The sequence below is a fragment of the Amycolatopsis sp. NPDC051061 genome, assembly GCF_040682935.1.
Lineage (GTDB): Bacteria > Actinomycetota > Actinomycetes > Mycobacteriales > Pseudonocardiaceae > Amycolatopsis.
This window is the reverse complement of the sequence record NZ_JBFBBZ010000012.1, coordinates 185,109-198,095: the sequence shown is the minus strand read 5'-3', so window position 1 is coordinate 198,095 and position 12,987 is coordinate 185,109. Positions and strand designations below refer to the sequence as shown.

Genomic DNA, 12,987 nt, shown 5'->3' with positions numbered 1-12,987 from the left:
GGCCGGGGGCGTCGTTCGGCGTCTCCGGCCCGCGGCCGCGCGGTACCCCCTCAGTCCTCCCAGCCCTCCGGTTTCCCGGACCGCTCGTTCGGCGAAATGACCAGGAATGGCGCCCCCTGGTCGTCCACCACCCGGACCTGCCGCCCGTACGGTGAGTCGAACGGCTGGTCCAGCGCCTGGCCGCCCAGCTCCACCACCTTGGCCGCGCTCTCGTCCGCGTTCGCCACCGAGAAGTACGTCGACCAGTTCGACGGCACCTCCGCCGGCACCGAGCCGGGCAGCGCGCCGAGCCCGCCGACCGGGCGACCGTCGATCAGCAGCACCGCGTACGTGAAGTCGTCGTTCGACAGGTCCTGGAACCCGTACCCGAACACCTGCTCGTAGAACGCCTTCGCCGCCGGGTAGTCGCGGCTCATGCACTCGTTCCAGGCCAACGTGCCCGGCGCCGCCGTGACCTGCGTGCCCAGGTGGTGGCCCGGCTCCCACAGCCCGAACACCGCGCCCGCCGGGTCGGCCGCCACCGCCATCCGGCCTTCCTTCAGCACTTCCATCACCGGCACGACGATCTGCCCGCCCGCCTCGGTGATCGACGCGGCCGTCTTGTCCACGTCGGACACTGACAGGTACGTCGTCCACACCGGAGGCATGTCCTGCCCCGACGGTGTCTGGCCGATCCCGGCGACCGGCCGCCCACGCAGCTCCGCCATGCCGTAGAAGCCGGTTTCCTCACCGCCCGCCTGCACGTCCCAACCGAACAGGCCGCTGTAGAAAGCCACCGCTTTCGCCTGGTCGGGCACCATCAGGTCCACCCAGCTGGGCGTGCCATCGGGCCACCGCTCGTCCCGGAACACCATGTCGACTCCAACCCTCGCCTACGCCGCCTCGGGTGACGGCCGACACAGTCTTGCACCGAGCACCGACAAAACAGGGCCGAAGGACCTTCAGTGGCCGACGAGCTGGGCGTACACGACGATGTTGTCGACGTAGTTGTGCGCGCTCCGGTCGAAAACTCCCCCGCAGGTGATCAGCCGCAGCTCAGGGCCCGCCGTGTCGTCGTACACGCCTTCCTTCTCGAAGTCCTGCTTCGGCACCTGGTGCACCTTGGTCACCTGGAACAGCGCCGTCGTCCCGTCCTGGCGCGCGATCGAGACGCGGTCGCCGGCGGCCAGCTCCTTGAGCCGGTAGAAGATGCCCTTCTGGTGGTTGCCGTCGACGTGCCCGAGGACGACGGCGGGGCCGACCTCGCCCGGCGTCGGCGCGTACGTGTACCAGCCCGCCTGCAGCGGCGTGGTCACCGGTGGCACCTGGATGGTGTTGTCCGCGTTGACGCCCAGCGGCACCAGCGACGAGTGCGCGCCGATCTTCGGGATGTCGATCGAGACCGGATCGGACTCCGGCAACGCGGCGACGGCGTCCTGCTCGCCGGCCGCGAACTCCGGGTTCACCGCGACGGGCTGGGCGGGCGGCGGCTGCGCGGTCGACGTCTCGGATCCGTCGCCGCCGAGCGTCAGCGCCAGCACCACCAGCGCGGCCAGCAACGCCACGACCAGGGCGATCAGATAACCCCGTCGGCTCGTGCTCCTCGTGCTCATGTGCTCCCCCCTTCCTGCGGGTTCACTCGTCCGGGCGGCCCGATCGGTTGGGCCGCCCAGACGCTACCCCCGCTCCCCTCGGGAGATCAGCGGCGCCGGACCCGCCGGGCCAGCACCAGACCGCTGCCGCCGACCGCGAGCACGCCCATGGCGGCCGCGGCCGCGAGCGGGCTGCCGGAGTCGTCGGCCGGGCCGTCGGTGCCGCCGGTCTGCGGCGCGCCCGCCGGCACCTTGGTGACCTGCTTCGGCGCACCCAGCAAGGTGAACTTCGTGCTGATCTCGGCACCGCCGCAGAAGAACGACAGCGGATACACGCCCGGCTTCACCGGCTTCACGACGGCGGACGCGACGGCGGCCGGCGCGGTCGCCGGGTCGTTCTGCGGGCCGGTGCGGCGCAGCGAGCCGATGGTGAGAGCCGGCGAAGTCAGGTCATGCGTGCCTTCGGCGGCGCAACCCACCCGGATCTGCACCTTTGCGCCAGGGCGGGCGACCTTCGGAATCACCTGGACGTAGGCCTTCGGGACACCCACGTACTCGGCCGGGGCGTCCGCGGCCGGCGACGTGCTCGCCAGCGCCGCACCGGGCGCGAGGACGAGGAAAGCGGTGGCGAAACTCGCGACGACAGCGGTCTTCTTCATTCTTTTCTCCCCTGTGGAATGATTCGACGCAGCAATTGCACGGACACCGATCGCAGTTCCCCCTGCCTCGGCTTTGTCCGCTTGCTTATGTCCTCAAGACGTCTCCACCTGCGAAAGGTTGCACCCGTCGGTCACGAAAAAACCGCCCCGGAGCGTGACCCCGGGGCGGTTCGGCGTATTCGGGAATTCAGCCGGCCATACTGCCGTCGCCCGCTTTCGCTGCCCCCGACGGCACCTTCGAAACCTGCGGCGCCGGCACCGAGAACTGCGTGCTGTAAGTCTGGGCGCCGCACGTCACGGTGAGCGGGTACGTCCCAGCCCCGGTACCCGGATTGAGGGCGACGTCGGCGCTGATGTTCGCGTCGACACCCATGAACGGGCCCGGGATGTAGTTCGAGAACGTCAGCACCGGCGAGGAGAACGTCGGCGAAGCGCCTTCGCACTTCGCTAGCGCGACATTCGGCGCATCGCGGACGTACTTGTCCACGAGCGACTGGTTGATCGCGGTGTTGACGTTGAGCTGCACACTGCCCTTCACCGGCGTGGCGCTGGGCGCCGGACTGGGACTCTGCTGCTGCGCTTGCGCCGGCCCCGCCAGCGTCGTCGCCCCGATCAGCGTTGCTACAACGAAAACCACCGTCTTGCGCACCTTCGCACCCTTCGCGTCCTTCAGCCGTACAACCGACAAGACGCGACGGGGCGCGACGGGTTGCCTACCGGATCAGTCGAGATCGTCGTGACGCATGAGCTGGCGCCCGGCCTCGGTGATCGAGCCCGACAGCGACGGGTACACCGAAAATGTCAGTGCCAGGTGGTCCACTGTGAGCTGGTTCTGGACGGCGAGCGCGATGGGAAGGATGAGCTCGCTCGCCTGCGGCGCCACGACGACTCCACCGACGACCACGCCGGTGGCGGGGCGGCAGAACAGCTTCACGAAGCCTCGGCGGAGGCCCTCCATCTTCGCGCGCGCGTTGGTGGCCAGGGGCAGCATGATGGTGCGCGCGGGCACCTCGCCGGAGTCGATCGCGTGCTGGCTGATGCCGACGGTGGCGATCTCCGGGTGGGTGAACACGTTGGCGGCGACGGTCTTGAGCTTGATCGGCGCGACGCCCTCGCCCAGCGCGTGCCACATCGCGATGCGGCCCTGCATGCTCGCCACCGAGGCCAGCATGAGCACGCCGGTGCAGTCGCCGGCGGCGTAGATCCCGGGAACGGAGGTGCGCGAAACGCGGTCGACGGTGATGAACCCGCCGGGGCCGGGCGAGATGCCGACGCGGTCGAGGCCGATGTCCTTGGTGTTCGGGACCGACCCGACGGTCATCAGCGCGTGGCTGGCTTCGATCACGCGGCCGTCGGCGAGGAAGATCTCGACGCCCTTTTCGGTGCGCTCGACGCGGTCGGCGCGCGCCTGCTTCGCGACGGTCGTGCCGCGCTGCGAGAAGACCTCTTCGAGCACCGCGGCGGCGTCGGCGTCCTCGTGCGGGAGGACGCGGTCGCGGCTGGAGACGACGGTGACCTTGACGCCCATCTCGGTGTAGGCGGACGCGAACTCGGCGCCGGTGACGCCCGAGCCGATCACGGCGAGGTGCTCGGGCAGCTCCTCGAGCTCGTAGAGCTGGCGCCAGTCGAGGATGCGCTCGCCGTCGGGCACGGCGCCGGGCAGCACGCGCGGGGTGGCGCCGGTGGCGATCAGGACGACGTCCGCGGGCAGCTTCTCGGTTTGGCCGTCCGACGTCGTCACGGCGACCTTGTGGGTCGCGAGGCCGGTCTCGTCGTCGCAGAAGCGGGCTTCGCCGATGACGACGCGGACGCCTTCGCGCTGGACGCGGGCCCGGATGTCGGCGGACTGGGCGAGCGCGAGGCCCTTCACCCGGCCGTGGACGGTCGGGAGGTCGATGCTCGTGTCGGCCAGGTCGGTGTTGATGCCGAGCTCGCCGAGGTCGTGCATCTTCGCCAGCGCACCCGAGCTCGCGATGAACGTCTTCGAAGGAACGCAGTCGTAGAGGACGCACGCGCCACCCAGTCCGTCACGCTCGACGATCGTGACGTCGGCCCCGTGCTGGACTGCGACCAGCGCGGCTTCGTAGCCGGCCGGGCCCCCGCCCATGATCACGATCCTGGTCACCTGGGTCCTCCTCGAAGTGCTCGCGTGCGGTGCACTCACCGTACGCGGCGAAGGTGACCGGACACTGAAGTGGGCGAACACGGCGAGTGCGTCCACTCGGGTGAGCGCGGGGTCGCTACGCTGTCGGCGTGCCGTTGTATGCCGCGTACGGATCGAACATGGAGCCCGCCCAGATGCTGGAGCGCGCGCCGCACTCTCCGATGGCCGGCTCCGGCTGGCTGGAGGGGTGGCGCCTGACCTTCGGCGGCGAGGACCTCGGCTGGGAAGGTGCCCTGGCCACGATCGTCGAGGACCCGGCCTCCCGGGTCTTCGTCGTGTTGTACGACGTGACGTCGCTGGACGAGACGGGCCTGGACCGCTGGGAAGGCGGCGAGCTGGGGATCCACTCGAAGATCCGGTTACGGGTCCAGACGATGGACGGCTCGACCTTGGCCTGGTTGTACGTCCTGGACGCCTACGAAGGCGGCTTGCCTTCGGCCCGCTACCTGGGCGTCCTGGCGGACGCCGCCGAGGCGGCCGGCGCTCCCGCCGACTACGTCGACGACCTGCGAACCCGCCCCTGCTCCGGCATAACCGGCTAACCCGTGTCGTCCCTCTAATCACGCGTGTCGACCCTTCAATCACGCGTGTCGACTCTCTGATCACGCTGCCCGGCCCGATCGCCGGTTGAAGGCGTTGTGCAACTCGACCAGAAGGCGACTTGGATCCCGGAGGTCGGCCGCGCTGGCCCGGATGGTGATCCAGCCACGGGCTGCCATCCGCTCGTCGCGTTCGCGATCGTATTCGCGCCGTTCCTCGTGGGCGGCGAACCCGTCGTACTCGAGGGCGATCTGCCTACTCGGCCAAGCCATGTCGAACACGTAGAGCTTGCGGCCGTCGATGGCGGTGATCTCGTACTGCGGTTCGGGCACCGGAAAGCCGGCTTCGACGACGATCAGCCGGAGCACGCTCTCCGGAGGCGATTCCGCCTTGCCGGTGGTGAGGTCCAGGAGCATCAACGCCCTGTGGATACCTCGCCGGTCCCGGCGGTCGTCGAGCCGGTCGCGGACGTTCTCCCGGAGTTTCGCGCAGTGGTCCGGCGGCAGTCCTCGCATGGCCTCGTCGGCCGCGGTGAAGGCCGCTCGCTTGTTCCCATCGCAGAGGAAGTCGGCCAGGGCGCGATCGAGCAGGAACGTCGCGAGGCCATCGATTTCGATCACGTCCTCGTCCCGGAAGCCACCCTGGTGCACGACCAGACCGGCCCGTGACCGAATGCGCCGCGAGTACGGCACCATCACGTGGATATTGCGGTCGTCGGCAGCCGAAATGCCATGTAGGGCAAGAGAAGTGGCTCCAGCCAGCGCGACCGGAGGACCGACGGCGAGCAACGCTGCGGCGGCTCTCGTCGGCAGCTTCAGCAGGTCGGTGGCGTGCACGACAACGCCTCGCCACGGCTGCGAAAGCAGCCCACGGTCAAGCCCTTCGAGGACCTTGCGCCGGCCTAGGATCCGATCGGCCTCGCAACGCGAGAGCACTCCATGTCGCCTTGCCCACTCGATCACGACATCGAGAATGAGGCCCTTCCCGCTCGGATGGAAGGGCCTCATTCTCGATCTGTGGATAACTGCCTACCTGTGGATAACCTGTGCACAACCCCGCCGTGAGGGAAGGGTCGACACGCGTGATTAGAGGGTCGACACGCGTGATTGAAGGGTCGACTCGGTTAGGCGAGGGTGGTTAGGGCTGTGTGGACCAGGGTTCGGACTCCGCAGAGCAGGGCTCGCTCGTCGAGGATGAACGTGGGGCGGTGGATGTCGGACTGGGGTTCCGGGGAACCGGACCAAACGCCCAGCCGGGCGAAGGCTCCCTGGACGTGCTCCAGGTACCAGCCGAAGTCCTCGCCACCTGAGGACTGCTCTGTCGACGCCACCGCGCCTTCGCCCAGGGCCGCGTCGACGCCCGCGCGCATCAGGGCCGTCGAGTCCGCGTCGGACACCACCGGCGGGACTCCGCGGCGGTAGTCCAGGTGGAAGCCGACGCCCGTCGGCGCCAGGAGGGATTCGACAGAAGACGCCACCAGCGGCTCCAGCGCCGTCCAGACCTCGTGGTCGGCCGTGCGCAGCGTGCCGCGCAGGACACCGTTCTGCGGGACGGCGTTGGCCGCCTGGCCCGCGTGGACCGCGCCCCACACCAGCACCGTGCCGGACCTCGGGTCGACCCGGCGCGAAAGCAGGGCGGGAAGACCGGTGATCACCGTGCCGAGGGCGTGGACCAGGTCGGCCGTCAGGTGCGGCCGGGACGTGTGCCCGCCCGGCGACGTCAGCCGCAGCTCGATCAGGTCCGCCGCCGACGTCAGCGCGCCGACGCGCATGCCGATCTGGCCCACCTCGAGCCGCGGGTCCACGTGCAGGCCGTAGATCCGCTCGACGCCCTCCAGCGCGCCCGCCGCGATCATGTCCAGCGCACCGCCGGGCATGACCTCCTCGGCGGGCTGGAAGATCAGCCGGACGCGGCCGGGCAGCTCCGGCGCGCCGGCCAGGGCGCGGGCCGCACCCAGCAGGATCGCCGTGTGGGCGTCGTGGCCGCACATGTGGGCCGCGCCCTCGACGGTCGACGCGAAGGGCAGCCCGGTCGACTCGGTGAGCGGCAGCGCGTCCATGTCCGCGCGCAGGGCCACGCACCGCTCGCCGCTGCCGATGTCGCAGACGACACCGGTGCCGCCGGGCAGCACCCACGGCTTGAGCCCGACGGCACGCAGCAGCGTGACGACCAGTTCCGTGGTCGCGAACTCGTGCCGGGACAGCTCCGGGTGCGCGTGGATGTGCCGGCGCCAGGCGAGCACGTCGGTCGCGTTGGCGCGCAGCCAGTCATCGAGCCAGAACGGGCCGCGGCCCGCACCAAGGTCCTCCACGGGAGCCATGCTTACGCCCGCTTCGGAAATAAGCGCCTGGGACCCCTCCATGGGGTTGATGATGCGCCCATGGGGGTCGCCTGGAACGTCCGGCCGTGAGTCGAGCACCGTCACGCCGCACCTCCTCCCGCAACACGGGTAACCCGGGCAGCGGCTGGGGTCACGCAACGTGCCGATCGATCTGTCGTACGCATTTGCAGACGATCGTGCACCATGCAGGCGGCAACGCGCGCCTCGAAAACGGCCGTCCTAGATGGCCGGTACCGGATCTGCGTTGAACGGCGTGCAGTAGTTCGGCTAAGCCGAACGCCTCAAGAGCTCTTGGCCTTCTTCGACCGAATCCGCCTGCCCCAGATCACGATGCCGAGCAGCGCCACCGCGACCACGCCCGCGATCAGCTTGTTCTTGGTCTTTTCGGTGTTCGCCTTGTCCGTCTGCGCCGGGTCGAGGACCGGGCCCGGCGGCTGCGTCTGCGTCTGCACCGGGACCAGCGCGACGGAGGCGTGCGCGACCGTCACCGTGACGGCCGCCGAGCGCACCGGTTCGGCGGACGCCGGCGACGCGCTGAACAGCACCGCGCCCAGCACCCCGGCCAGGACCAGACCCCGCAGTTTCGCCATGTCATCCCTTCGCCACGACCAGGCATTCTCCCGCGGAACGCCCGGCGCGTCAGCCCCCACGCGGTGGACCGAACGCGTCGAGGATCCGCTGAGCACCGAGGGTAGCCGTCAGTTCACCGTCCCGCACCGCCCGTTCGACGTCGGGAACGACCGTTCGCACGTCCGGATGTGCCGCCAGACGACTCAGCAGCTGTTCGCGAACCATCGCCCACGTCCAGTCGACCTGCTGTCGGCGGCGGCGGGCATCGAGCTCGCCGGACGCCGTGAGCGTTTCGCGGTGCTGCTCGATCGCGCCCCACACCTCATCGAGCCGCAGGTTGTGCAGGCCGCTGCAGGTCAGCACCGGTGGCGTCCACGACGCTTCGGGCCCGTAGATCATCCTCAGCGCGCCCGAAAGCTCGCGGGCCGCGCGCCGGGCGTCCCGCTCGTGGTCACCGTCGGCCTTGTTGACGGCGATGACGTCGGCGAGCTCCAGCACGCCCTTCTTGATCCCCTGGAGCTGGTCGCCCGTGCGCGCGAGCGTCAAGAACAGGAAGCAGTCGACCATGTTCGCGACGGTCACTTCGGACTGTCCTACCCCGACGGTCTCGACCAGCACGGTGTCGTAGCCGGCGGCTTCCATCAGCACGATCGTCTCGCGCGTCGCCCGCGCGACACCGCCCAAGGTCCCGGACGTCGGCGACGGGCGGATGAACGCCCGTTCGTCGATCGCCAGGCGCGCCATCCGGGTCTTGTCGCCGAGGATCGACCCCCCGGTACGCGTCGACGACGGGTCGACCGCGAGCACGGCGACGCGGTGCCCGGCCGCGGTCAGGTCGGTCCCCAGCTGATCGATGAATGTCGACTTGCCGACACCGGGCACGCCCGTGATGCCGATCCGTCGCGCGCCACCGGACGAAGGCAGCAGCTCGACCAAAAGCTCCTGCGCCAACGCCCGGTGGTCCTCCCGCTGCGACTCGACCAGCGTGATCGCCTTCGACAGCGTCCCGCGATCGCCCGCCAGCACGCCCTTGGCGTAGGCGGTGACGTCGATCTTGCGCGGCAAGGGTCAGGACTCCTGCGCCGTCAGCTGGCCGAGCAGGTCGATGGCCGCGTCCGCGAGCACCGTCCCGGGCCCGAAGATCGCCGCCGCGCCGGCCTCGCGCAGCGCCGGGTAGTCCTGCGGCGGGATGACGCCGCCGACCACGACCATGATGTCCTCGCGGCCCAGCTCGGCGAGCTCGTGGCGCAGCGCGGGCACCAGCGAGAGGTGCCCGGCGGCCAAAGAGGACACTCCGACGACGTGCACGTCCGCCTCGATCGCCTGCCGCGCGACCTCGGCCGGGGTGGAGAACAGCGGGCCGACGTCGACGTCGAAGCCGATGTCGGCGAAGCCGGTGGCGATCACCTTCTGGCCGCGGTCGTGGCCGTCCTGGCCCATCTTCGCGACGAGGATCCGCGGCCGGCGGCCCTCTTCCGCGGCGAACTCTTCGACCAGCTGACGGGCCTTCTCGACGTTCTGCGACTTACCCACCTCTTCGCGGTAGACGCCCGAGATCGTCCGGATCTGCCCGGAGTGCCGGCCCCAGAGCTTCTCCAAGGCGTCGGAGATCTCGCCGACCGTGGCCTTCGCGCGGGCCGCGCCGATGGCCAGCTCCAGCAGGTTGCCGCCGTTCCCGGCGCCCTCGGTGAGCCGCCGCAGCGCGTCCTCGGTGGCGGCGGAGTCACGCTCTTCGCGAAGGCGCCGCAGCTTCTCCAGCTGTTGCGTCCGGACGCCGGCGTTGTCCACTTTGAGCACTTCGATGTCTTCATCGCTCGTGACCTGGTACTTGTTGACGCCGATCACGGGCTGCCGGCCGGAGTCGATGCGCGCCTGGGTGCGGGCGGCGGCCTCTTCGATGCGCAGCTTGGGGATGCCCGCGTCGATCGCCTTGGCCATGCCGCCGGCCTGCTCGACCTCGCTGATGTGCCCCCACGCCTTGCGCGCGAGGTCGTAGGTCAGCTTCTCGACGAACGCGCTGCCGCCCCACGGGTCGATCACGCGCGTGGTCCCGGACTCCTGCTGCAGCAGGAGCTGCGTGTTGCGGGCGATCCGCGCGGAGAAGTCCGTCGGCAGCGCGAGGGCCTCGTCGAGGGCGTTCGTGTGCAGCGACTGCGTGTGCCCCTGGGTCGCGGCCATCGCCTCGACGCACGTGCGCACGACGTTGTTGTAGACGTCCTGCGCGGTCAGCGACCAGCCCGAGGTCTGGGAGTGCGTCCGCAGCGACAGCGACTTCGAGCTGGCCGGCGAGAAGCCCTTCACCAGCTTTGCCCACAGCAGGCGCGCCGCGCGCAGCTTCGCGACCTCCATGAAGAAGTTCATGCCGATCGCCCAGAAGAACGACAGCCGCGGCGCGAACTTGTCCACACCGAGGCCCGCGTCGACGCCCGAGCGGATGTACTCGACGCCGTCGGCCAGCGTGTAGGCCAGCTCCAGATCGGCGGTCGCCCCGGCTTCCTGCATGTGGTAGCCGGAGATGGAGATCGAGTTGTACTTCGGCATGTGCTGCGAGGTGTAGGAGAAGATGTCGGAGATGATCCGCATCGACGGCTGCGGCGGGTAGATGTAGGTGTTGCGGACCATGAACTCCTTGAGGATGTCGTTCTGGATGGTCCCCGCGAGCTGCTCCGGTTTCACCCCCTGCTCCTCGGCCGCGACGACGTAGAGCGCCAGCACCGGCAGCACCGCGCCGTTCATCGTCATCGACACCGACATCTTGTCGAGGGGAATCCCGTCGAAGAGCTGCCGCATGTCGTAGATGGAGTCGATCGCGACGCCCGCCATGCCGACGTCGCCGGAGACGCGCGGGTGGTCGGAGTCGTAGCCGCGGTGGGTGGCCAGGTCGAAGGCGACCGACAGGCCCTTCTGCCCGGCGGCGAGGTTGCGCCGGTAGAAGGCGTTGGACTCCTCGGCGGTGGAGAACCCGGCGTACTGGCGGATGGTCCACGGCTGGTTGACGTACATCGTCGGGTACGGGCCACGCAGGAAGGGCGCGATGCCGGGATACGTGCCCAGGAAGTCCACATCGGACAGGTCGGCGGCGGTGTAGACCGGCTTGACGCCGATGCCCTCGGGCGTCTCCCAGGCCAGGGCGTCCGGGCCCTTGCCGGTGGCGGCCTCCACCGCGCGTGCCCAGGCGTCACGGTCACCCGGCGACGGCGTGCCGAGGTCGAGACCGGCGAAGTTCGGGATGCTCATCGGGTGACTCCCAGCTTGGCGTGCAGGCCGTTCAGGACGTCGAGGGCGTCGCAGCCGGCGAAGACGTTGCCGTCCACTCCGTCGTACGAGCCCTTGCCCGCCAGTAGTACGTACTCGGCTCCGAGGGACGCGGTCACCTCGGCCGCGGAAGCCGCGTAGGCGTCGTCGGTGCCGCAAAGACAGGCGACTCGGGCGCCGCTCGCGCGGAACGCACCGGGCAGGTCGTCGGTCGCACCCGGGTTGACGGCCTCGATCCCGCCCGCCTGGAACAGGTTGGCGGCGAAGCCGGCGCGCGCGGTGTGCGCGGCGACCGGGCCGAGCGTGGCCAGGAAGATCTTCGGCCGGGCGCCGGTCGACGCGAGATGGGCGTCGGAGGCGTCCCGCAGCGCCTCGAAGCCTTCGGCGTACCGGTGCCGCGGCAGCCCACCTTCCACAGCGGCCTCGACCGGCTCCCGGACCACCGGTTTCTCGGTCAGGTTCGGGAACTCGCTGACGCCGGTGAGCGGGTCGCGCCGGGTCGCGATCCGCTTCGACCGCTTCTCCCACGTCTCGGCCAGCCGGCCGGCCAGCGCGCCGGAAGACAGCTCGGCCAGCAGGCCGCCCGCGCCCTCGATGGCGGTGAACTCGGCCCAGGCGACGTGCGCGAGGTCGTCGGTGAGCTTCTCGACGTACCAGGAGCCGCCCGCCGGGTCGGCCACGCCGGCCAGCTTGGACTCCTCCAGCAGCACGGCGTGGGTGTTGCGGGCGATCCGCGCGGAGAACGCAGAGGTGTTCTCGGGGCGGCCGATCGCCGCGTCGAACGGCAGCACGGTGACCGCGTCCGCGCCGCCGACGCCCGCGCCGAAGCAGGCGACCGTCGTGCGCAGCATGTTCACCCAGGGGTCGCGCCGGGTCAGCATCGCCGGCGACGTCACGGCGTGCTGGCGCATCGGCGAGGAGAACCCGCACACCTCGGCGACGCGGGCCCACAGGCGCCGCGCCGCGCGCAGCTTCGCGATGGTGGAGAACTGGTCGGCGGTCGCGGCGAGCCGGAACTCCAGCCGGCCGGCCGCGGTTTCGGCGTCGAGGCCCGCGTCCGTCAACGAACGCAGGTAGGTGACGCCGGCGGCGACGAGCGCGCCCAGCTCCTGCGCGTCCGACCCGCCGGCTTCGTGGAACGGCAGGCCGTCGGCGACGATCGTGCGCACCTTCGGGTACTTCCCGGCGACACGCGCGGCAAGCGCGGCGGCCGGTTCGAGCGCGACGGCCGAGCCGGTGCGGGCCGCGAGCCCGATCGGGTCGGCGCCCAGCACCGCGGTGGCTTCGCTCGCCGGGATCTCGCGCTCGTCGAACAGCGCCAGCAACTCCGAGGCCGCGGCTTCGTACTCCGCGCCCGCGTCCAGCACGACCGGCGCCAGGTCGAGGTAGACCTCGTTGAGCGCGTCCGCGAGCGACGCGGGCGGGACGGACAGCCAGATCGACGTGACGCCGCCTTCGAGGTCGGCGAGGATCGCCTTGTTGACCGCGCGGGCGTCGTCACCGGTGAAACGGGCCCGGACGTCCCAGCCCGTGCTGATCTGGCCTTCCGGGCGGGAACCGCGGACGAACGGCGGCAGTCCGGGGAACCCGGTTTCGCCCGGCACGTCTTCGGCCGTGTACAGCGGCTGGATCTCGATGCCGTCGTAGGTCCGCGTGACGAGCTTGCTCTCCGGCGCGCCGGTGAAGTCCTCAGGCAGCTTGCCGCTCTTGCGCAGGACCCCGGCGACCAGCTCCTGCCACTGCTCGCGCGTCGCCTGCGGGAACTCGGCCGCGAGGTCGAGCTCGGAGATCGGCGCTGACTCCGGACCGGCCACTTCAGTCATACCCAGTGATGGTAGAGGCACGGGCCGCGTCCGACCTGTGACTCTAGTCGCGCCCCTAGGCAGT

12 protein-coding genes are annotated in these 12,987 nt (G+C 70.3%); 1 reads left to right on the top strand and 11 read right to left on the bottom strand.

What is annotated here, in order from left to right; genetic code table 11:
- Nucleotides 1-50 precede the first annotated feature (50 nt).
- The 5 genes from AB0N03_RS18780 to AB0N03_RS18760 form a co-directional block, all read right to left on the bottom strand.
- Nucleotides 51-854: a VOC family protein gene (locus AB0N03_RS18780; protein WP_364372831.1), complete on the bottom strand. Its 804-nt coding sequence runs from the start codon at nucleotides 852-854 to the stop codon at nucleotides 51-53.
- Nucleotides 855-941: 87 nt separating this feature from the next.
- Nucleotides 942-1,592, bottom strand: a complete 651-nt coding sequence (locus AB0N03_RS18775) for a class F sortase (protein ID WP_364372828.1) — start codon at nucleotides 1,590-1,592, stop codon at nucleotides 942-944.
- Between the two features lie 86 nt (nucleotides 1,593-1,678).
- Nucleotides 1,679-2,230, bottom strand: coding sequence for a hypothetical protein (locus AB0N03_RS18770; RefSeq protein WP_364372825.1), 552 nt, complete (start codon nucleotides 2,228-2,230; stop codon nucleotides 1,679-1,681).
- Between the two features lie 187 nt (nucleotides 2,231-2,417).
- Entirely contained in the window at nucleotides 2,418-2,879 is a 462-nt protein-coding gene (locus AB0N03_RS18765) for a hypothetical protein (protein WP_364372822.1), read from the bottom strand.
- Between the two features lie 72 nt (nucleotides 2,880-2,951).
- Nucleotides 2,952-4,355, bottom strand: a complete 1,404-nt coding sequence (locus AB0N03_RS18760; protein WP_364372819.1) for an NAD(P)H-quinone dehydrogenase — start codon at nucleotides 4,353-4,355, stop codon at nucleotides 2,952-2,954.
- 128 nt (nucleotides 4,356-4,483) lie between these two features.
- On the opposite strand from AB0N03_RS18760, the gene AB0N03_RS18755 reads away from it, so the two are divergent.
- Entirely contained in the window at nucleotides 4,484-4,936 is a 453-nt protein-coding gene (locus AB0N03_RS18755) for a gamma-glutamylcyclotransferase (protein ID WP_364372817.1), read from the top strand.
- A 60-nt stretch (nucleotides 4,937-4,996) separates the two neighbouring features.
- Here AB0N03_RS18755 and AB0N03_RS18750 read toward each other — a convergent pair whose 3' ends face one another.
- From AB0N03_RS18750 to AB0N03_RS18725, 6 genes are all read right to left on the bottom strand, one after another.
- Nucleotides 4,997-5,770 (bottom strand): DUF559 domain-containing protein, encoded by a 774-nt coding sequence (locus tag AB0N03_RS18750; RefSeq protein ID WP_364372814.1) that lies wholly within the window; start codon nucleotides 5,768-5,770, stop codon nucleotides 4,997-4,999.
- Between the two features lie 287 nt (nucleotides 5,771-6,057).
- Entirely contained in the window at nucleotides 6,058-7,359 is a 1,302-nt protein-coding gene (locus AB0N03_RS18745; RefSeq protein WP_364372811.1) for an amidohydrolase, read from the bottom strand.
- Nucleotides 7,360-7,556: 197 nt separating this feature from the next.
- On the bottom strand, nucleotides 7,557-7,865 hold the full coding sequence (locus AB0N03_RS18740) for a hypothetical protein (protein ID WP_364372808.1): 309 nt from the start codon (nucleotides 7,863-7,865) through the stop codon (nucleotides 7,557-7,559).
- Nucleotides 7,866-7,914: 49 nt separating this feature from the next.
- Nucleotides 7,915-8,910 carry a methylmalonyl Co-A mutase-associated GTPase MeaB gene (gene meaB, locus AB0N03_RS18735; protein WP_364372805.1) on the bottom strand — a complete coding sequence of 332 codons (996 nt, stop codon included), beginning with the start codon at nucleotides 8,908-8,910 and terminating at the stop codon, nucleotides 7,915-7,917.
- A 3-nt stretch (nucleotides 8,911-8,913) separates the two neighbouring features.
- On the bottom strand, nucleotides 8,914-11,082 hold the full coding sequence (scpA, locus tag AB0N03_RS18730) for a methylmalonyl-CoA mutase (protein WP_364372802.1): 2,169 nt from the start codon (nucleotides 11,080-11,082) through the stop codon (nucleotides 8,914-8,916).
- The gene (locus tag AB0N03_RS18725; RefSeq protein ID WP_364372799.1) at nucleotides 11,079-12,923 is read right to left on the bottom strand and encodes a methylmalonyl-CoA mutase family protein; all 1,845 of its coding nucleotides are present in this window, start codon (nucleotides 12,921-12,923) and stop codon (nucleotides 11,079-11,081) included. Before AB0N03_RS18725 ends, scpA begins: the two co-directional genes overlap by 4 nt.
- Between the last annotated feature and the right edge of the window lie 64 nt (nucleotides 12,924-12,987).